Raw genomic sequence first — 20052 nt, forward strand, 5'->3', positions numbered from 1 at the left:
CCCTAGGTATACGGGGTGCGCGCGGACAACGCTTCGACCCCGTGGTCATTCCCCCTGTTTCGCCGAGGACTCGCCGTGGGTTGCCGCGGGAATCCCGCGGTCATCCTGCCTGCGCAGGACTCGCAGGACCAGCTGGCTCGCCTGCCACGTCAGCCAGGCCGCCATGCCATAGGCCTCCACGGCCAGAATGATGATGAAGGGATCGTAGGGGGAGCGGAAGCGAACCCCGCCGAGGATGAGCGCGGCAATGGCAACGATCGCCCACAGGTGAAGCGCCACGATCGTCAGACCGCTTGCCCGGTTTCGTTGCCAGGCCGCGATCGCGGCGAGCGCTTGCTTGGCGGCTGCGGCAAGCCCGTCCCATGCGCGACGCCTCGTGCGACGTGGGACGAACACCCGGACCACGACATACGACAAGGGCCGCAGCACGAAGGACCACAACGCCCACAGGAACGGGTGAGCGAGCACCACCAGGAACGCGACCACGAGCGCGGGCACGGCGAAGGAGTTGGTGTGGATCACCCCCCACTTGCGTGCGTGCTCCCGCCACTCGCCCTTGCCGGAGTCGGGCCACATCACGTTGTAGCGCCAAAGCAGCAGCACGTTGACCAGGCTGTACTCGAGCTGCTTGGCCCAGCCGGTCGTCTCGATGCACCGGCGGATGTAGTCGCCGAGGATCTTCGAGTCGCCGATGTAGCCGCGATACTCGAGCTCGAGCCCGCCGTTGCGCTCGTCCTTGAGCGCGGGATCGATGCCGGGCCACACGCCGGGCATCTTGGCCTCGCGCTTGGCGAGCTGGATGAGTGGCGGTGGCCCGAAGCTGGTGCGTCGCCGGGTCGGGTTGTCGGGCAGCGCGAAGATCTTGTTGTTGTGGCAGCGCCCGAACACCTGGTTGAACTTGCCGTTCTCCGAGATGAGCCCGTAGCGATCGGTGTGGTAGTGGAACCGCCAGGCGGAGAAGCCCAGCACGAGCAGCAGCGGCACGAGGGCGTGGAGCATCAGGGCCACGCGCAGCCTGGGCAGGCGCTTGCGGGCCACCAGCCAGAACACGCCCAGCAGGCCGATGCTGGCCAGGAGCTGGGGACGAATGATCGCACCGAGGGCCGCGAGGCTCCCCGCGGCATAGGCGTCGCGCGTCCGACCGTCCTGGGCCATGCGGACCAGGAAGAAGGTCGACGACACCAGACAAAACGAGAACGGGACCTCGGACAGCGCGTAGCCACCCAGCGAGATGAGCGGGTAGTAGGCGACGAGCACCAGGCCCACGATGGGAGGCAGCGCGGGGTGGTGAGTGACGCGGCGGGCCAGCGCATAGCCGAAGCCGACGAGCAATGCACCGATGATCGCAAAGGCCACCGCGAGCGAGCGATAGTCGTCGGGGCCATCGCCGAATACGGCCTGGATCGCGTACATGAGCACGTGGGTGCCGTAGGGATAGAAGGCGTCGTACTCGCGGGGCTCCCACCACACCTCGAACAGGGATGCGCTGCGGCGCACGTAGCCCCGCATGTCCGAGTAGAGGTAGTCCTCGATGGGATGCACAACGAGGTTCCAGTGCAAGCGCACCACCAAGGCCGCGAGCATCAGCACCCACAGCCAGCGGTGCTCCCATAGACCCCGGGCCAACACCCGAGCGCCACGCGTGGCCCACTTCCTCGTCCGTTCGCTCATCGAGGCTCCGCGGCAGAGTGCCCTTGCAGCAGCCGCGGCCACAAGGCGTGGAAGGATGGACGCCACGCGACCTCGGCCACCTCGGGATCGGCTCCGGCCTCCCGCAGGGCTCGCTCGGTGGCCGCATAGGCGCGCTCGAGCACCGCGTGGGCCTCGGGGCCGTGCTCGTTCAACAACGCCCCCACGCGCGTGAGGAAGCCGCAGGGATCGTCTTGCAAGCCGTAGAAGACGGGTTGGATCTCGACCTGCTCCCACAGCCAGTGGTCGACTTCGGCCTGGACGGCGGCCGGGCTGGAACCTGCGCGCGCGGCACGACCGTACCCCCGGAGATAGGCGCAGCTGATGACGCAGCAGGCCAGCTCGTCCCAGAGCATCGCGCGCCCCGCGGCCGTGTCCAGATCGAAGGGGATGGCGGTGTAGTCGATGCCGTGGTCGTCATCGAGGCGGCCCGCTTGGACCGCGTGAACGAGCTCGTGCAGCAGGTTGGGGAGGCCTTCGGCCTGGACCAGCGCGATCGGAGTGCTGGAGGACGAGACGATGGACGGCCCGTGCAAGTCCGTGACGCCCGTGGCCACCGATGGTCTGGCGGCGCTGGGGGCAGGCGCGTCGGCGGGGCGATCCCGCGCGTTGCCGGGGGCAGCAGCCCCCGCGAGTGAGCGCACGAGGTTTTCACCCCCCTCGGCGATTTCCACCCGAGCACCCATGGCCACCAAAGCGCGGGCAGCAAACGACAGCAGGGGGCTAGCGGCGTCGGGGTGATCCGTTGGTATGATTACATTCGGCAAGCCGGCTCACCAAAATGCCACGAGCACGTCGAGGTCTCGGACCCACCGACCTGCTGCCCTGCCGATGGGGGCGCGCATGTTAGGGCAAGCCAGGGCGACAGACCAATCCGAACCGCAGCCCGTCCGCCATGTCGATTCCCGACCGACTCGTGCTCGATGACATGAGCCCTCCGCCGCCGACGTCGCGGCTGGGTCGGTACGAGATTACCGGACGCATTGCGACCGGCGGCATGGCCACGGTGTACCTCGCGAGGCTCGAGGCGACGGGAGGCTTTGCCCGTGAGTTCGCCCTCAAGGTCGTGCACCCGCACCTCGTGTCGGAGACGGGCTTTCGTCAGCGATTCCATCAAGAGGCGCGGTTGGCCTCGCGGGTGCGTCATCCCAACGTGGTGGCGACGATCGATGCGGGAGAGGACAAGGGATACTGCTACCTCGTCCTCGAGCTCGTCGAGGGCGCCACGCTGCGACAGTTGATGGCGCAACGCAACCAGCCGTTCGCCGCGATCGAAGCGGCGCACCTGGTGGCCGAGGTTGCACGCGGGCTGCATGCGCTCCATACGGCCACCGACGAGCAAGGGCGGCCGCTCAACGTCGTGCACCGGGACCTCTCGCCGCACAACGTGATGCTCGATCAGAGCGGGCGGGCGGTGCTCATCGATCTGGGGCTGGCCAAGGCCGACTCCAACGTCAACCTGACGCAGGTGGGCGTGCTGTGCGGCAAGCTGCCGTACATGAGCCCGGAGCAGGCACGGCTCGAGACCCTCGATGCACGCAGCGACGTGTTCGCGCTGGGCACGGTGCTCTACGAGCTGTGCACGAGCAAGGTGCCGTTCGGCGACACGCACACGACGGCCACCCTCGAGCGGCTGCAACGCTGCGATGCGGCCGAGATCGAGGCCGGCCTGCGCGAGGTCGCGGTGCCGTCGTGGATCGTCGACATCGTCCTCGGCTGCTTGCGGGCCGACCCCGCGGACCGCTACGCGACGGCGCTCGACGTCGCCGATGCGCTGACGCAGGAGCTGGCGTGCTGCGGACACAGCTCGGCGGAGATCAAGGCGCGCCTGGCCGACATCGTGCGGGTGGCGCTGCCGGAGATCGGCACGGTGACGCCGCTCGAGCCGATGGCTCCGGCGCTCACCAGCCGAGGCGGACGTTCGATGCGCTGGATGGCCCTGGGGGCCGCGGCGGCGCTGGTGGTCTTTGGCGGGCTCTACGGAACGGTGCGCCTGCTGCCCACGATGGGCACCAAGGCCCCCAATGATGCGATGCGCTTCGAGGCCGGCAGCATCGTGTCCGATCCTCCGTCGTCGGGGCTCATGGCCGAGGAACCGGCCTCGCCGCAGGCCGATCCGCCGCGTCTCGATCCGGCGAGCGTGGGGCCTCCGTCCTCCGCGCTCCCCTCCCCTTCGGCCGAGCCGGGGACCATCGAGACCAACGGGTCGAGCGAGCCCATGGCCGAGACCGATGGCGTCGGTGCGGAAACCGGAGCCGGTGGTGAGACGAGCGGGGGAGAGATCCCGCGCCGCATGATCCGACGCAAGGTCAAGCGTCGCGACACGGAGCCGACGCTGCGCGAGCGCAACCCCTACGCCCAGTAGGCGCTCCGGCGTATGCTCGCGAACCGTGATGGTCCTGGCCCTGGTGCTGTCGCTGTCGCCGTGGGGACACGCGGCCACGACGGCGAGTGTTCTGCACCGAGACGCGGAGCCGGACCAGACCGAGCAGGATGACGTGGTCACCGCCGGTCGAGCGTTCGGCAACGGTGTGCGGGCCTACAAGGAAGGGCGCTACGACGACGCGCTCGTGGAGTTCTCGCGCGCGCAAGCGTTGGCTCCCCACCCCGATACGCTCTTCAACGTGGCCCTCGCCCAGCAGCGCCTGGGCCGGCACGTCGACGCGTGGAGGACGTTCGACGAGCTGCTGGGTCAGGCGGAGGACGACCAGGAGCGCGAGGAGATCCTGGCCATACAGTCCGCGAGTCGACCGCACGTGGCATGGGTGCGAGTGCTCGGCGACTCACCGGGAGTCGTGTGCTTCGATGGTCGACCGTTGCCCACCGACGATGGCGAGCGCGGGGCGATGCTCACCGAGCCAGGCATGCATCGGATCGATGCCGATCACGCGCGCCGCGAAGTGATGCTCGAGGGAGGCGAGGTCCACACGATCGAGCTGTCGACGTCGCCAGCGAGCGCCCCTTCCCCACCACGCCGAGCGCTCTGGGCAATGGCGGGCCTGGGGATCGCCGGCTCGACCGCCGCCGTCGGGCTGGGCCTGGGCGCGGCGTTTTCGGACGACGACCGCACCCGCCTCGGTCTCGGGGTCGGGGCGGCGGCCGCGGGTACGATCGCGTTGACCTCCACCGTGGTCACGCTGGTGGTCCATCGGCGAGCGCGACGACGCGGGCAGCCTCCTCCCCCGCCTCGCGAGTGCCCCTGAAGGCGCGGCTCAAAAGCGACCGCGGACTTCGATCCCAAACGAGCTGCGGCTGGCCTGCAGGTCGATGGCGAGCGCTCTTCGGCGGAACGAGCCCACGCCGATCATCGCTGCGCCGCCGCCGATGAGCATGGCGGCGGGGATGCCCATGACCAGCGCAGCCCGGTTGCGTGCCTCCACCTGGCAGCTGTTGCCCGCCGCGCGCGTGCAGGGATCGGAGGCACCCATGATGATCGCGCCGACGAGCAGCGCGCCTCCGGCCGACGCGGTGCCGATGCCCGTGCGGATCCAGCGGCGCGCTCGGAGGGCCTGCGGGCTGTCGATGCGCGGATCGTAGTCGGGCATGGGGGCGTCGTCGGTCCCCGGGCCGCCGTCGTCCTGCTCGCCGAAGGGATCGTCGGCGTCCGCGTCGTCACCAAAGGGATCGTCTTCGTCCGCGGGTTCGACATCGCCGTCGCTGGGCCCGAGGCCTTGGTCGGGGCTCTCGGTGGTGGGACTCGTCCCCTCGGGCACGGGCACGGGCACGGGCACGGGCGGTATGCCCTCGGTGGTCGGCTCCTCGTCCTCGATCACCGGTGACGTGCCTGCAGAGGGCTCGATGGGCTGGGCCGGTGTCGAGGGCTCCGAGGGCTCGGGCACCACCGAGTCCTCGGCGGGACTCGTGGGCATCGCATCGCGAGGCACGGTCGGCTCGGGCACCACGGACGGCGCAGCGGGCTCCGCAGCGGAGGCTTGCAGGACGAGCAGGAGCAACGAGGCCGTGGCGGCGGATGCCATGAGCGGACGGGAGCGTAGCAGAGGATCGACCCTGCACCGCGAGCAGCCTGGCCGCGGTCGGAATCACGAGCCGCAACACCTCAGTGCTGGGCCCGACCGGTCATGGGCACGAACGCGACCGGGATCACGGTCCGACGGTGGACCCCGGTGGGGGCTCGAGTGACGACCACCAGATCCTGCCGCCCACGGCCCCCGAGCGGGAGCACGAGCCTCCCGCCCTCGACGAGCTGGTCGGTCAGCGCGGGAGGAATCGCGGTGGGTGCGGCCGCAACCACGATGGCATCGAAGGGTGCGTGCTTCGGCCAGCCCGCCCAGCCGTCGCCCACGCGAATCGTCGCGGAGTAGCCCAGGCGTCGCAGCCGCTGCTCGGTGGCGCTCGCGAGCGACTCGATGATCTCCAGGCCGTAGACCTCGGCCCCCATGGCGGCCAACACCGCGGCCTGGTAGCCCGAGCCGGTGCCCACGTCGAGCACGCGATCACCGGGGCGGACGCGTGCGAGCTGGATCATCAATGCGACGACGTAGGGCTGGCTGATGGTGACCCCGTGACCGATCGGGAGCGGGCCGTCGCAGTAGGCTTGGTCGACGAGGTCGTCGGGTACGAATTCGTGTCGGGGCACGGCCCGCATGGCCGCGAGCACGTCGGCGTTGGTGATGTCGCGAGCCTCGAGCTGAGTCCGCACCATCCGCTCGCGCTCCTCGGCACGAGGCGCCTGGGACCCCGACGACAGGAGCACGGGAGACTTCGCGGGAGGCTCGGAGGGCATCGTCCGACCGAGACCAACCATTGCACGCTCGGCACGCATGCGCTCGGCCGGCCACGCATCTTCGATGGCGCAGACGTTCGGGCGCCACGGGGTCCCATGCCCGAGGCGGCGGCGTCACCGATCGGGCGCGGCGGTGCCGCCCGCCATCAGCCCTGCCACGGCGTCGAGCAGCTCGGCGCGGCGCATGGGCTTGGCGAGCAGCGAGTTGGGCACCGAGTCGACGAACGAGCGAACCCTGGGGGTGAACGCTCCGCCGCTGCAGAACGCCAGGCGCGGCAGCAGCTCGGGGGCCAGATCGGAGAGTGCGGCATGGAACGCGGGGCCATCCATGACCGGCATCATCAGATCGCAGAGGATCGCATCGAAGGCGCGGTCGCGCTCGAGGATGGCCAGGCCCTCCTCGCCGCCGTCGGCCAGGACCACGTCGTGATCGAGCCCGAGCATGCGCCCGAGGCCGCGCCGGACCAGCTCGTCGTCGTCGACCACGAGCACCCGACCGCGGCCCTTGGCGGTGGCCATGGGAGGCGTGGGAGCGGGCGGTGGGGCCAGGGCATTGTCGAACGGCAGCCAGACCTCGAAGCACGTGCCCTGGCCCACCTCGCTGCGCACTCCAATGGTGCCCCGGTGCAAGCGAATGATGTCCGAGCAGACCGCCAGCCCCAGACCTCCCCCACGTCCTGCGGGCTTGGTGGTGAAGAATGGCTCGAAGATCCGCTCGCGAATCTCGGGGGGAATCCCGGCCCCCGTGTCGCTCACGGTGAGGCGCAGCCCGTCGGGGAGTTCTTGGGTGGTCACCGTGATCTGATTGCAATCGGCGCGCCCCTCCTCGACGGCGTGGGCGGCGTTGACCACGAGATTGGTCACCACCTGCGTCAGCTTGCCCAGATCGGCGAACAGCGGCCGCGAGGTCCGCAGATCGAGCACCAGCCGGGCTCGGTGCCGGATCTCGTTCTTGGCCATGCGGCATGCACGCTGGACCACCTCGTCGAGATCCACGGCGACCACGCGGCGCGGATCGGCGCGGGTGAAGGACGAGAGGTCGCGGGTGATCGCAGAGATCCGGTCCACGCCGTCGCGGACGTCGTCGAGCAGCTGGGTGATCTCGTGCGAGGCACCGCGCTCGAGCAGGAGATCGCGAATGGCCCCGAGGTTGACGTCGATGAACTGCAACGGGTTGTTGATCTCGTGGGCGACGGTGGCCGAGAGCTGGCCCAAGGCAGCCAGCCGCTCGGATCGCATGAGCCGCTCGTGCGCCTGCTCGAGGCGGCGATTGGACTCGGCGAGCTGCTGCTGGCGCGCCACCTGATCGGTCACGTCGCGCACGATGGCGACGTAGAGCTGCTGGTCACCCACGTGGTAGGCCGACATGCGAAGCGAGCCCCAAAACCGCGATCCATCCTTGCGGCACATCTGGACCTGCGGCTCGAATGCATGGCCGGTGGCGACCAGGCGCTTGGACATTCGGTCGACGGTGTGCTCTTCGTCGGCGGCACACAGCGAGCGACCATTGCGCTCGCGCAGCTCGTCCTCGGTGTAGCCGAACAGCTCGCACGCGGCCGGGTTCATGTCGACGAAGTACGCGCTCTCCATGTCGGACACGAGGATCGCGTCGGCAGCCGATCGCACCATGGTGCGATAGCGAAGCTCGGAGGCGCGTAGCCGCGACAGCATGGGTCCGAGCTCGGTGGCGGCGGCCCCTCGCTCGAGACACTGTTCGGCGGCAGCGAGCTCGATCTTGCCAGTCGAATCGGCCGCGACGTCGACGGCCTCGACCAAGGTCATCGAGCGTTCGAAGCGCATGCCCGCGGCTGAGTCCAACGACCTCACCGAAGCGCAATGGTAGCAAACGCACCGGTGATGGGCTTCTCATGATCGCCTCGCGCTCGGGCCCCAATGTGGGGCCCCCAATGTGGGCCCCGCGTTGGGGCCCCATATTGGGTCAAGTTCAGCCGCGGGGAGCCCGATCCCGGGGCATCGGGCTCACATCCGCCCTCATCATCGCCCACTTCGGCATCGTTCGGCCGATCGAGCCGTTCGGAGCATCGAGATCGCCACGATGTGGGCCCTACCTGCTGTAGAGCGCTCCTTCTCGCACCCTACGCAGCGTCCCGTACTTTCGTAGCTGCTCGACCTTCACCTTCCGGGGATCGCCCACCACCATGATCGCCACCGGCCGCCCCTCCACGTGCTCGCGGTAGAACTGCGCGATGTCCTCGAACTCGAGGGCCTCGAACGCGGGCAAGAGCCACCGCCGCGGGTCCTCGCCATAGCCCTGCGCACGCCAATCGGCGACCGCCTGGGGCAGATCTCGAAACGAGGGGCTCGCGGTCTCCAAGCTGCGCACCAGCGCGCCCTTGACCATGGGAAGTCGCTCGGGCCGCTGGGGCATCTCGGTGATGAGCCCGACCATCACGTCGAGTGCCTCGAAGGTCTTGTCGGCCTGACAGCCCACGTAGCCGATGAGCTGACCCCGCTGGTAGACGTTGCCATCGAGCGGATAGGCCCCCTTGGCGGCATAGGCCAGCGCGCGAAACTCTCGGACCTCCTGGAACACGAGGCCCGCCATGCTCCCTCCGAAGTACTCGCCGAACGCGAGCGCGGCGGGGACCTCGACCTTGGCAACCGGATCGCCCTCGACGGCAAACCATAGCTGGGTCTGCACGGCATCTCGCCGCGGCACGAAGTACACGGTGGTCTCGTCGGGCGAGGAGCGAGCGTAGACCACCCGCGGCTTGAGGGGACGTGGTTGCTCGGGCAGCGGCAAGCGCTCGCGCACCAGGGTGGATACCTCTCGTGCCGAGGCCTGGCCCACGTAGCTCACCTCGACGCCGCGCTGCTGGATCTGCTGCCAGGTGTCGAGCAGCCCGCCGGCGGTGAGCATGCGTGCGCCCCAGTAGCCATGCTCCCGGTGCTGGGGCGAGTCCTCGCCGTAGAGCACGTGGTCGCGCAGGGCCCGGCCGACGTTGACCGCGTCCTGGCGATCGTAGCGGCGAAAGGCCCAGATCTCGCGCCGCACCTGTCGCAGCGGCTTGCCCTCGGCGCGCGGCGAGGCCATCAGCTCGGCGAGCAGGCCGAGGGCCTCGGGCAGGTGCGCCTGCGGGCCGGACAGGCGCACCACGAAGCGCGACAGCTCGGCCTCGACCTCGAGCGTGGTCGACAGGGCAGACAGCTGCTCGCGCAGCTCCTGCCCCGTGCGCGCGCTGGTGCCGATCCGCGGGAGGTAGGCCGCGAGCACGTCGAGCTCGCGCATCGAGTCCTGCCCGACCCCGAAGCGAAGCTCGAGCTGGTAGAGATCGTTGAACGGGTTGGCACCGGTCGTGAGCGTCACGCCAGGCCGAAGCTGCTGGCTGGGCACGTCGGCCCGGGGATCGACCAGCTGCAGCCGCGGGGCGGGCTTGGGCTGGGCCCGCACCTGCTCGAAGTAGGACGAGTGCTTGCCGCGGGGCGGCTCCACGGGCGGGTACTCGGGCTTGTCGAGCCGGGTCTTGCGCGGGAAGCCCATGCGCGAGCGCATGACCAGGCGCTGGTCACCGAACAGCTCCTGCGCCACGCGCTCCACGTCGGTGCGGGTCAGCGTACGCAGGTGGTCGAGGTAGTCGAGATACCCCTCCCAGCCGCGCTCCTGGGCCACGAAGGCGTGGGCCATGGTCAGCGCGCGCTCCTCGTTGTCCTCCCACAGCGCCTTCTGCTCGGTCCACAGGCCCTCCTTGTGGGCCTCGAACGTCGCGTCGTCGAAGTCTCCATCGCGCACGCGATGCAGCTCGCGCACCATTCGGCGCTCGGCTCCACGAAAGGTCTGGGTGACCACCCGCGGCACGTAGGCCACGACGTCGAGGTTGTGATCGGCCAGGTCCGCGGGCACGTGCACCGCGAACAGGACCTTGCCCTCGTCGGACAAGCGATCGATGTAGCCCGAGCGCTGCTCGTTGGAGAGCAGCCGCCGCGCGACCTGCAGGGCCGCATAGTCGGGATGCGACTCGGGGACGGTCCGATACGCCACCGCCCCCACCCTCACCGGGGTCGCACGCATGCGCAGGCGCTCGTTGCCGTCGAACGGCTCCACGGGGTACTGCGGAGGCGCGGGATCGGGACCGGCCTTCCAGCGGCCGAACCCGGCCTCGATCACGGGCAGGATCGCGGCCGAGTCGAAGTCGCCCGAGAGCACCAGCGCCATGTTGCCCGGCACGTAGTAGCGCTCGAAGTACGCCTTCATGGCGCGCAGCGGCGGCCGCTTGAGATGCTCGATCTCGCCGAGGATGTCGTTGCTCCCGTAGGGGTGGTCGGGGAACGCTCCCTTCATGAAGCGGCGAAACATCTCGTAGCCGGTGGTGTCGATCGCGATGTTCTTCTCCTCGTAGACCGCCTCGAGCTCGGTGGGGAACAAGCGAAACACGGGGTCCTCGAAGCGATGGGCGTAGATCGACAGCCAGGTCTCGATCTGCGAGGCGGGGAAGGTGTTGTGGTAGACGGTCTCGTCGTAGGTGGTGAAGGCGTTGACCCCGGTGCCGCCGAGTTCCTCGAGCAGCTGATCGAGCTCGTTGGGCACCGCGTACGCATAGGTCTGCTGGACCGTCTTGGCGATCTCGTCCTGGACCGCCTTGCGGGCATCGTCGTCGGGCGCGGCCGCGAGGTCGTCGTAGAGCTGCTCGAGCCGCTCCTGGAGCGGGCGCTCCTTCTCCCAGTCGAGCGTGCCGAAGTCGGTGGTGCCCTTGAACAGCATGTGCTCGAGGTAGTGCGACATGCCGGTCTGGTCGGGAGGATCGTTCTTGCCGCCGGTGCGCACCACGATCGCGCCGAAGACCTCGGGACGCTCGTGGTTCTCGGAGAGCAGCACGGTCAGGCCGTTGGGGAGGACCAGCTGGCGGACCGCGAGCGGATCACCGGGAGCGGGCTGCGGGATCGAGACGCGGGCCGCGGCGTCGGGCTCGTCCGTGGTGGGCGGCTGGGCCGATGACGATGCCGCGGCGGGAACGGCGAAGGAGAGCAGGACGGACAGCGCGAAGGAAGACGGGCCCGGCACGGCCTCGTTGGTAGCACGAGGGCGGGCCGGCCGGCTCGGGGTACGGCGACGAAACATCCGTCCGCCGTCGATCGGCGGTCACCCGCCCGGATCGACGCACACGCTCGACTGACACGACAGGCCTGGATCGCAGCCGCCTCCGGGCGTGCACGGGCAGCCCTCGCTGCCCACGGGACAGCCGCCGTCCACGTCGACGCACAGGCCCGAGAGGCACTGCAGACCGGGATCGCAGGTGCCGCCTCCCGTGCAGGGGCAGCCCTCCTGCCCCGCCATGCAAGAACCCTCGCTGCTACCGGCCGAGGCGGAGCCGTTCGTGCTCGTGCCGGAGGCGGTGCCGGATCCGGATCCGGAGCCCGCGCCGGTCCCGGTCTCGTCGACCGCGACCGTGCTGCCGGTGTCGCCGTTCCCGAGCGTCGTGCCCGGGAACACGGGGCCGCTGGTGGTATGGGGCGGGGGAACGTCCGGGTCGGGGTAGAGGCACGCGGCCGCGAGCATCGCGGCGCACAGCGTGGGCAGGAGACGCAGCGTCCGGCCGTCCACTTCCCGCACCTCGCCCTAGCCCGACGGCTCCGACCGCCCGTGGTGAAGGTGTGCCCCGACCAGACGCGGCAGCGCGCGAACCTGCGCCAAGATCTCGCGGGCCCGGGGCAACAGCTCGCGTCCCGCCGGGCGCAGCCGCATCCCACGGGGCAGCCGCTCGAACAACTCCACGCCCAGCTCGTCCTCGAGGCTCTTGATCCGTCGCGTCAGCGGCGGCTGACTCACGTGCAGGCGCCGCGCGGCCCGTCCCACGTGCCCTTCCTCGGCGACCGCAACGAACGACTCGAGCTGGACGAGCGACATGGCGTACCTTGGCGAGGGTATCACGAGCACCGGACGACGTGATGCCGAAACGGTATTGGACGGAGGGCCGACCGGGCGGTCAGGCTGCTCGCGATGGCGATCGTGATCCATGGAGCTTCGGAGCTCGAAGCCCTGCGACGGGCGGGACGGGTGGCGTCGGAGACGCTCGCGGCGGTCACCGCCCGCGTGCGCGCGGGGGTGAGCACCTCGGAGATCGACGCGTGGGTGCGAGAGGACACCGCGGCCCGCGGCGCGCGGCCCAGCCAGCTCGGGTACCGTGGGTTTCCGGCCGCCGTGTGCACCAGCCGCAACCACGTCGTGTGCCATGGGATCCCGTCCTCGCACGAGGTGCTGCAGGACGGCGACATCGTCAACGTCGACGTGACCTCGGAGCTGCACGGCTTCCACGGGGACACGTCCGTGACCGTGTGCGTGGGCACCCCGAGCAAGGAAGCACGGCACGTGGTCGACATGGCGCGCCGGGCCCTCGAGGTGGGGATCGCGGCGGTGCGACCGGGCGCGCGGCTCGGCGACGTGGGAGCAGCGATCGAGTCGTTCGTACGGCGCGAGGGCTGTGGAGTGGTGCGAGACTACGGCGGGCACGGGATCGGCCGACGCATGCACATGCCGCCCCACGTGGCACACCATGGGCCCGGCGGCGTGGGGCCGCGGCTACGGGTGGGCATGGCCTTCACGATCGAGCCGATGATCACGATCGGCGAGCCTGCGGTGGAGGTCCTCGCCGATGGATGGACGGTGGTGACGGTCGATGGCTCGCCGACCGCGCAATTCGAGCATACGGTGGCGGTGGTCGAGGGCGGGTGCGAGGTGCTCACGCGGCCACCGTGAGCGGCATCAGGGGACTTCGTGGAGCCGGGTTCGCGGTTGGGTCTCAGCCGTTGCCCTTCTCGGCCCAGGCGGCGACGATCGAGGCCCAGGTGGCGTCGGCGCGCAGGCCCACGTAGGTCGGAAAGCGCGGCACGCCGGCGTCGGTGAGTTCCTGGTAGCGGACCGTGATCACCTCGCCGATCGCGGGCGGAGAGTTGCGCTCGGCGTCGGACATGCCGGTGCCCACCTTGAAGCGGGTCCCATCGGGGAGCTCGACCTCGAGGGCACCCAGGCGCCCCTTGTGGCGCCCGGTGCCCGCCTGGTGGCCGATGATCCGCGCCTCGGTGTCGAGGAACGACTTGACCTTGAGCAGGGTCTCCGAGCGACCGGCGTGATAGCGCGACCGAGGGCGGCGCAGCATCAGTCCTTCACCACCGAGTGACTCGATGCGCGCGAGCTCGGCCTTCAGATCGTCGAGGCCCTCGCACACGCGGTGCTCGAGCACGCGAGCGAGCGGAGCGGGCCGACGACCGAAGTGGTCCTGCAGGTGGGCGATGCGATCCTCGAAGCCGGCATCGACGGCAGGTGCGTCGAAGATCACGAACGCCAGCGAGCGCCAGTCCTCGCCCGCATCGATCCGCCGGGCCACCGAGACCGCGTGCTGGAAGCGGCCGCGGCCGGCGAACAGCTCGCCATCGAGGGGAAAGTCGGGCAGGTGCTCGCGAAACCAGTCGGGAGCGACGAACGGATTGCCCAGCCGAGAGATGAAGCGCTTGCCGTCCCAGTAGGCGCGCACGCCATCGAGCTTCTCGCTGAGCCACCACCCGGTCGGGTCTTGCTGCTCCCAGCGATGCGCGAGCAACAGCGGCGGCGCGTTGGGACCAGGAGTGCTGCTGCTGCGGCCCGTGCTCGGGGAGCGCTCGGGCAGCGCGCCCAGCCGAGCCTCTTCGGCTGCGTCGCCGCGATGGCGGCGAAGGTGCTTGCAAGTGCGGCGATCGATGTGCACCGACTGGTTGCGCCAGGCGGGGCAGGTGCAGGAGTAGACGCCGCCCGCGTTGCGCAGCACGTAGGTGGCGCTGCCCGAGCCCGGGACGGTGACCTGACCACCCGGGGGGATGTCGGCGAGCGGAGTGGGGGCGACCGAGACCGCTGGCGTGGAGGGTGCCTTGCTCGGGCTCGCGCCGGCCGGGGCCTGCTTGGTCGCCTTGCTCGGGCTCGCGCCGGCCGGGGCCTGCTTGGTCGCCTTGGTCGAGCTCGCGCCGGCCGGGGCCTGCTTGGTCGCCTTGGGCTTGGCTGGGGTGGATCCGGCCGCGGTCACCTCCACGTAGCCCTTGCCGGTCTTGCCACGGATCTGCTTGTCGAGCTCGGCCTGGGCCTTGGCCTCGCTGCCGAGTTCCTTGAGGGTGCGCGTGCCCTCGCTGCCCAGGCGGCCCCAGCGAGTGGTGATCGAGGTGCCCTTGCGCTCGATCTCCCAGAACTTGGAGGACTTGTCATCGTGATACTCGAAGCGACGCATGCTGGACCCCGGCGATCTGACACAGGTGTACCGCGAACGGAGGCGCTCGTACCAGCGCGAGCGCGATCATGCATCGCGGAAGACCTCGGCGACCGTGGTCGCGGTGACGGCCCGGCGCAGCCAGGCGCGGAGTCGACGAATGTCGCGACACGCGTGCACGCGGTGCTGCTGCGCCTTGGTGAGGCGAATGCGACGCACCTTCAAGAGCAGGAGCACCGCATTGGCCTCGCCTTCGGTCTTGCCCTCGCGGCGCCCTTCCGCCTTGCCCTCGCGGCGCCCCTTCGAATAGTGCTTCTTGGCCCAGTCACTCTGAGGCACCCAGTCGCCGAATTCCATCTCGATCGCTCTCCTGACCGCCGCATCGACGGACGTCACGAATATATCCCACATGAGGCCGGCATGCTCGTCACTCGAACCACGAAGCGCACCGAGAAGCGCTCGCCCGACGTCCTTTGCGACGGGTGAGTCGCGATGAGCCATGCTCGAGAGAAACGCGAGATCAATGGAGCGACGAGCCTTTGTGATCGAAGTGATGGGCTCGATGTGCTCAGGTCCGATCACCCAGGGGCGCAAGGTCATGTCACCGATACAAAAAGGTCCAGCGGCCCACTTGGCTACGGAGGCGTCGACGGCAATCACGACCACGTGCACGGGGCAGCGCAGGCGATAGTGGGCCCAGGCGGCATAGAGGGCCCAAGTGCGGGCCTTGGCCGGCTTGCGGTGGAGCTGGACCTCGATGACGAGTGCGCACACGAGCTTGCCCCGGCGGTCGCGGACCTTGAGCACCAGGTCGTTGCCGACCTCGATGACGTTGCTACCGCGGGTGTGATCGGTGTCGAAGCGAAGACCCTTGCGACGCAGCGAGGGGAGGCGATCACCGAGCAGCAGGCATACGAGGTCGGGCGAGCGCCGGAGCAGCTCGACCAACATCTCGTGCAGCGCCGACGGCACGCACGGGGAAGTTGCCGATTGCGTGCCAGGAGGTCGGGTGAAGGATTTCGCGAGGATGCGCGAGCGATGGGTCGTGGAAGTGGCCCACGGGTTGGCCGGGCGGTCCACGGATTGGCCACTCACGGGCGAAGCAAGGCAGTCACTCGATCGGTCCAAATGGGCACAGGAGGCCGTCATTGGAGGGTTTCGATCGTGGGTGCGAGCGAGGCGTCGAAGGTGGTCCGCCGGTTGGCCACCTCGGCAGAACGCCGAAGAACGACGACTGCACGGCGAAAGTGGAGAGCACGTCGTGGGATGGAGGCGGCGTGGCCCTACTCGCCCAACTGCAGCCGTTGTGCGATCGCCTCGAGCCCCTGCAACCCCTCGCTGCCGCCGATCATCGCCAGCAGCTCCGGATCCACTCGTCGCTCGAGCGGCCCGGCATCGCGCCGCAGCTGGAGCACGCATCCGTCCTCGCACCCGCCGACGATCCGTCGGGCGGCATCGGCCTCGAAGAGGCTCGACAAACCAGGCACGGGCACGAGCTGGTCGAGCGCCCATGGATCGATCTGCGCCATCTCATCGAACCCGAGCGCGCGCACGGCATGCAAGGTCTCGCTCAGCCCGAGTCCTGGGATCGCAATCGTATGCGCCAGCCAGATCGCCACCCGCGACCACGCATCGATGCCGGGCACCTCCACCACCCGATACTCGCCGAGCACGGGGATGCGACGCCGTAGCTCGTCCACCGCGTTGGCCTCGACCACCGCGAGCACGCGCAGCGACGGCAGGAGCTCGGCCCGCGCCGCCAACCACTCCGAGACCACGCCGGGCTCGGCCGGCGCGTCGGTGAGCCCCACCAGCGCCTTGCCGGACACGGCAGCGTTGGCGCGGTGCGGATCGACGACCACCGTCCATCCTTGCCAGTCCGGTCGCACGCCACCACCGGTCGCCCGACGGCACCATGCCCGCACCAACGCGCTGCGCCCGGTCCGTGGCGCCCCCACGACCAGCACTCCGGGCGCACCATCGTCGAGCGCAGCGTCGATCGCCGCGATCCCTTTGTGTCGATCGACGTAGGCCGCCGGCACGTCCTCGTGCATCCGCTGCCCCATCTCCCGGGGCGAGCGCTGCACGAACCGCTGCGCGACCTCGAGCGCCGACAGCGCCCCGCTCTCGTGCTTCTTGCTGAAGGCGGCGAGCGCCTGCAGCCCCGTGAGCCCCAGCGCCGAGAACAACCCCGGCACCGTCACCGGCGATCGACCGTACCGCACGTCGGACAGCGCCCACCGCCGTGCCCACGCGGGGCAAAGGCGTAGCGTCCATGCGTCGAGTCGAGGCAACGCGCGACGGGCCGGGCCCGACCAGGAACCCAGCGCCGCGACCACGGCCGCGTAGGCCTCGGTGCGCAGATCGTCCGCCAGCGTGCCGGCAACCCGCTCCGGCTCGCAGACCAGCATCGCGCGCACGAGGTCGCCCGGGAGCAGGACCTCGGGGTGCGTGCTCACCCGGGATTGGGTGCCCGACCAAGGAGGGGCGTCGATCTTGACCGCGAGCGCTTGCATCTGCCGCTGTTCCGCGATGCGATGCATGCAAAGGCGTGCGGCGATCTCCAGCGGCTCGCGGGCGCGGGCCTCGGCGCGCTGCAGGAGGCTGTCGTAGGTCGGCACCGAAGCGCCGATCAACGGATGATGGACCTCGGCCGCGGGCACGCCCAACGCTACACCGACAGTCGGGATCGGGGTAGCGGGACTTGCGGGGTGGCGAGTGGAGGCGTGCCTATCGTTCCTCCCGCCGCCCCGGGCTCCACTCCTCGTGCGGATCCACCCGCGTCTCCAGGAATCGCGCGAGCTGGTGGAAGTCGCTGCCGCGCTCGATGAAGCGCACCTCGGTCTTGAGGGTCTGCGGGTTGACCAGCTCGCCGAAGGGCACGTACTGGAGATCGAGCTGCCCGCTCACGCTCACCATGTGGCCATCGAGCCCCTCCTCCACGAGCGCACGGTAGGCGCCGATGCCGAGCTGACTGCCCAGCATCACGTCGAATGCGTGCGGAGGCGCGCAGCGAGACTCGTAGCCGAGCTGCACGCTGCCCACCTTCTTCTTGCGCCCCGTTCGCGCCTCGTAGCGCCGCGACACCCGATCGGCGACCACCTTGCCCAGATCCATCCGCCCCAGCGAGATGTGACCGTGATCGTCGCGCGGCAGGCTGGCGATGAAGCGATCGGGCAGCAGCTCCGCCAGCCCCTCCGCCAGCACCACCGTGCCGTAGTGCTTGCGCCGCTTCTCGCGGGTGAGCATCAGATCCACGATGTGATCGCACAGCGCGTCGATGTCCAGGCACGTCCGGCCACCATCGTCGCACGACAGCTCACCGGTGACGTCCTCGACCCCCACCACCATGTGGGCCTCGCCGGCGATCGCGACCCCGTACGAGAGCCAGCCCGCCTTGCGGCCCATGGTCTCCACGATGAAGTACGAGCTGGTGGCCAGCGCGTCGGCTCGCAGGTTCTGCAGCTCCTTGGCCATCACGTCGACCGCGGTGAAGAACCCGAACGTGAAGTCGATGCCCCGGTAGTCGTTGTCGATCGTCTTGGGCAGGTGGATCACGCGGATGCTTCGCGCCCCCTGCGGCAGGCGCCTTTGATACTCGTGGAGCAGGTTGGCCGTCTTGAGCGTGTCGTCGCCTCCGATCGAGACCAGCGCGTCGAGCTCGAGATCGACCAGTGCCTGGTATACGCGCGCGAGCTTGGCGGTCTTGTCCGGGTCCTCGAGATCCTCGGGGCACTCGATGCCCCGGCCCGGGTTGGCGCGCGCCGTGCCGATGATGATGCCTCGCTTGTTGCGGAGCCCCCGAAGATCGCGCTCCTCGAAGATGCGGTAGTGCTCGTCGGGCAGCAGCCGATGGGTCACCGGGTGGTATTCCTGGAGATTGGAGTAGCCATGGAAGAACCCGACCACACAGCGCCCGTTCTCGATGAACGAGGTGGCGGCGGCGGCGATCACTGCATTGGCGGCCGGAGCCGGTCCTCCGGCGAAGACGATGCCCACCCGGCGCACGGCTCCCGATGCGGGCGCGGTGGACGAGGGCGCTACGGACGATCCAGTCGGCGTGGTCATGATGGTGTCCCGAGCCTACCGCCGGACCCCACGCATGAGAACGCGACCGCCGTAGCGACCCGCAGACCCGGCCCTTGCCCTCCGCGGGCGATGCGGGTCAATCTGTTCCGGTGCTCGCCTCCCTCGCGCTACTCGGTCTCGTCGGGACGACCCCTGCGATGCTCGCCCCGCCCGCCGAGTCACCGCCGAGCGCCTGCGACGAGTCCTCGGTCCTGGTGATCGGTCCGACGCAGGCGCGCTCCGAGGTCGATGCCTATCTCGATCCCGCCGGCAACCAGTCCTTCCGCGCGTGGCTCGAGCTCCGTCGCCTCGTGGCCGACCACGAGGGCGAGGTGCGCGTGCGCGTGCACTGGGCCCAGAGCGGCGGCACGGTGCTTCCCCAGGCCGATCGCGTGCGCGCCTTCGTGGCCTCGCTGGCGCGGGCCGGCCACGCCGTCGCCGCCCTCGAGGTGGTGGCACGCGACGGCCTCGAGCGCGTGCACGCCCGGCTCGTCGATCCCGCGTCGCACCCGGCCCTGGCCAAGGAGCTGCACGTGTCGGTGTCGGCAGTGACCGCTGCGCTGCGCGATCGCTGCGCTCGACGGCAGCTGACCGAGCACAGCCGCCGCCTCCGCGAGGCGTTCGGACTCGAGCCGATGTCGATGGCTCGGCTGCCCGCGTTCGTGGTCGGCGAGCTCGCGTTCGACGACGGGCCCGGCCTCGAGCGCCTGCGGCCCGAGCTCGGACGCGAGGGCGCACGACGGCGGCGACACGAGGATCCATCTCCCGCCGGATCACCTCCCCCCATCGAGGCCACCAGCGAGCGCATGCAACGACCCCGGCTGCGCGGCCTGCTGCTCGGCGGCCCCGGCCTCGACCATCGCTTCGTGCTGATGGCTCGCGACGAGGAGGATCCCGCCCTGTTCGTGGTGCTGCCCTCGGTGCTCGAGCTGCGTCGCAATCATCCCGGGCGCCTGGCGCTGCACGTGGTCTCGCGCGGGGTGTCCGAGGGCGCGGAGCGGCTGCGTCATCGCCTGTGCGCCGCGGCGGCGCTGGGCCTTGGTCCGGCCTACCTCGACTACCTCGCGCGCGACGCCGTGCTGCGTCAGGCCCCGGGTCCGGTGGAGGAGCGCCTGCTCGGGCAGCTCGACGCGTTCCCTCGCAAGCAGTGCGCCGACGAGATCGATCCGGTCGATCTCGATCTCCCCGACGGCACGTGGCTCGATGGCCTGCCCCGCTCGCGCAACGAGCTGGCGAGCCTCGACGCCACGCTGCGCCTGCTCGACGCTGCGTTCCGGCCGCTCGATCTGGTGCTGATATCCCCCCGCGACGAGCTCTGACCGGCCCAAGGCCGCACCCAAGCCGCCCCGCGCACATTGCGCAGGA

16 protein-coding genes and 1 pseudogene are annotated in these 20052 nt (G+C 70.0%); 4 read left to right on the plus strand and 13 right to left on the minus strand.

Annotated elements, in window-relative coordinates; genetic code table 11:
* Positions 1-45: 45 nt before the first annotated feature.
* Positions 46-1671: a glycosyltransferase family 39 protein gene (locus tag OEB96_RS34730; protein WP_266221147.1), complete on the minus strand. Its 1626-nt coding sequence runs from the start codon at positions 1669-1671 to the stop codon at positions 46-48.
* A complete protein-coding gene (locus tag OEB96_RS34735) occupies positions 1668-2246 on the minus strand; it encodes a hypothetical protein (protein ID WP_266221148.1) in 579 nt (192 codons plus the stop codon). Before OEB96_RS34735 ends, OEB96_RS34730 begins: the two co-directional genes overlap by 4 nt.
* A 338-nt stretch (positions 2247-2584) precedes the next feature.
* Between OEB96_RS34735 and OEB96_RS34740 the strand changes: the two genes are divergently transcribed.
* Entirely contained in the window at positions 2585-4054 is a 1470-nt protein-coding gene (locus OEB96_RS34740) for a serine/threonine-protein kinase (protein WP_266221149.1), read from the plus strand.
* 25 nt (positions 4055-4079) lie between these two features.
* Positions 4080-4892 carry a tetratricopeptide repeat protein gene (locus OEB96_RS34745; RefSeq protein ID WP_266221150.1) on the plus strand — a complete coding sequence of 271 codons (813 nt, stop codon included), beginning with the start codon at positions 4080-4082 and terminating at the stop codon, positions 4890-4892.
* 9 nt (positions 4893-4901) lie between these two features.
* On the opposite strand, the gene OEB96_RS34750 is transcribed toward OEB96_RS34745, so the two are convergent.
* From OEB96_RS34750 to OEB96_RS34775, 6 genes are all read right to left on the minus strand, one after another.
* Entirely contained in the window at positions 4902-5666 is a 765-nt protein-coding gene (locus OEB96_RS34750) for an ICP22 family protein (RefSeq protein WP_266221151.1), read from the minus strand.
* An 80-nt stretch (positions 5667-5746) separates the two neighbouring features.
* Entirely contained in the window at positions 5747-6433 is a 687-nt protein-coding gene (locus OEB96_RS34755) for a protein-L-isoaspartate(D-aspartate) O-methyltransferase (protein ID WP_266221152.1), read from the minus strand.
* A 114-nt stretch (positions 6434-6547) separates the two neighbouring features.
* Complete coding sequence (locus OEB96_RS34760) at positions 6548-8260, minus strand: hybrid sensor histidine kinase/response regulator (RefSeq protein ID WP_266221153.1); 1713 nt, start codon at positions 8258-8260, stop codon at positions 6548-6550.
* Positions 8261-8498: 238 nt separating this feature from the next.
* Positions 8499-11453 carry a M16 family metallopeptidase gene (locus tag OEB96_RS34765; RefSeq protein WP_266221154.1) on the minus strand — a complete coding sequence of 985 codons (2955 nt, stop codon included), beginning with the start codon at positions 11451-11453 and terminating at the stop codon, positions 8499-8501.
* 78 nt (positions 11454-11531) lie between these two features.
* Positions 11532-11993, minus strand: a complete 462-nt coding sequence (locus OEB96_RS34770) for a hypothetical protein (RefSeq protein WP_266221155.1) — start codon at positions 11991-11993, stop codon at positions 11532-11534.
* 15 nt (positions 11994-12008) lie between these two features.
* Positions 12009-12296 (minus strand): LysR family transcriptional regulator, encoded by a 288-nt coding sequence (locus OEB96_RS34775; RefSeq protein WP_266221156.1) that lies wholly within the window; start codon positions 12294-12296, stop codon positions 12009-12011.
* A gap of 93 nt (positions 12297-12389) precedes the next feature.
* Here OEB96_RS34775 and map point away from each other — a divergent pair, with 93 nt between their 5' ends.
* Complete coding sequence (map, locus tag OEB96_RS34780) at positions 12390-13145, plus strand: type I methionyl aminopeptidase (protein WP_266221157.1); 756 nt, start codon at positions 12390-12392, stop codon at positions 13143-13145.
* A 43-nt stretch (positions 13146-13188) separates the two neighbouring features.
* Here the strand turns inward: map and OEB96_RS34785 are convergent, their stop codons facing one another.
* The 5 genes and pseudogenes from OEB96_RS34785 to OEB96_RS34800 all read right to left on the minus strand — a co-directional run bounded on the left by OEB96_RS34785 (position 13189) and on the right by OEB96_RS34800 (position 18687).
* Positions 13189-14241, minus strand: coding sequence for a DNA ligase (locus OEB96_RS34785; RefSeq protein ID WP_407674725.1), 1053 nt, complete (start codon positions 14239-14241; stop codon positions 13189-13191).
* A 207-nt stretch (positions 14242-14448) separates the two neighbouring features.
* Positions 14449-14640, minus strand: a pseudogene (locus tag OEB96_RS46730) (WGR domain-containing protein); the annotation flags it as partial.
* Between the two features lie 66 nt (positions 14641-14706).
* On the minus strand, positions 14707-15591 hold the full coding sequence (locus tag OEB96_RS34790; RefSeq protein ID WP_266221159.1) for a hypothetical protein: 885 nt from the start codon (positions 15589-15591) through the stop codon (positions 14707-14709).
* A gap of 311 nt (positions 15592-15902) precedes the next feature.
* A complete protein-coding gene (locus tag OEB96_RS34795; protein WP_266221160.1) occupies positions 15903-17282 on the minus strand; it encodes an ATP-binding protein in 1380 nt (459 codons plus the stop codon).
* 67 nt (positions 17283-17349) lie between these two features.
* Positions 17350-18687, minus strand: a complete 1338-nt coding sequence (locus OEB96_RS34800) for a 6-phosphofructokinase (RefSeq protein WP_266221161.1) — start codon at positions 18685-18687, stop codon at positions 17350-17352.
* A 158-nt stretch (positions 18688-18845) separates the two neighbouring features.
* Between OEB96_RS34800 and OEB96_RS34805 the strand changes: the two genes are divergently transcribed.
* The gene (locus OEB96_RS34805; RefSeq protein WP_266221162.1) at positions 18846-20006 is read left to right on the plus strand and encodes a hypothetical protein; all 1161 of its coding nucleotides are present in this window, start codon (positions 18846-18848) and stop codon (positions 20004-20006) included.
* The last annotated feature ends 46 nt before the right edge of the window (positions 20007-20052 follow it).

It is taken from the genome of Paraliomyxa miuraensis, from assembly GCF_026337845.1.
In the GTDB taxonomy this organism is placed as follows: Bacteria; Myxococcota_A; Polyangia; order Nannocystales; family Nannocystaceae; genus Paraliomyxa; species Paraliomyxa miuraensis.

Excerpts from the sequence above, each read along its gene's own strand:
- OEB96_RS34740 (WP_266221149.1), top strand. The coding sequence starts at position 2,585 with ATGTCGATTCCCGACCGACTCGTGCTCGATGACATGAGCCCTCCGCCG.
- OEB96_RS34800 (WP_266221161.1), bottom strand. The coding sequence starts at position 18,687 with ATGACCACGCCGACTGGATCGTCCGTAGCGCCCTCGTCCACCGCGCCC.
- OEB96_RS34755 (WP_266221152.1), bottom strand. The coding sequence starts at position 6,433 with ATGCCCTCCGAGCCTCCCGCGAAGTCTCCCGTGCTCCTGTCGTCGGGG.
- OEB96_RS34750 (WP_266221151.1), bottom strand. The coding sequence starts at position 5,666 with ATGGCATCCGCCGCCACGGCCTCGTTGCTCCTGCTCGTCCTGCAAGCC.
- OEB96_RS34805 (WP_266221162.1), top strand. The coding sequence starts at position 18,846 with ATGCTCGCCCCGCCCGCCGAGTCACCGCCGAGCGCCTGCGACGAGTCC.
- OEB96_RS34730 (WP_266221147.1), bottom strand. The coding sequence starts at position 1,671 with ATGAGCGAACGGACGAGGAAGTGGGCCACGCGTGGCGCTCGGGTGTTG.
- OEB96_RS34775 (WP_266221156.1), bottom strand. The coding sequence starts at position 12,296 with ATGTCGCTCGTCCAGCTCGAGTCGTTCGTTGCGGTCGCCGAGGAAGGG.
- map (WP_266221157.1), top strand. The coding sequence starts at position 12,390 with ATGGCGATCGTGATCCATGGAGCTTCGGAGCTCGAAGCCCTGCGACGG.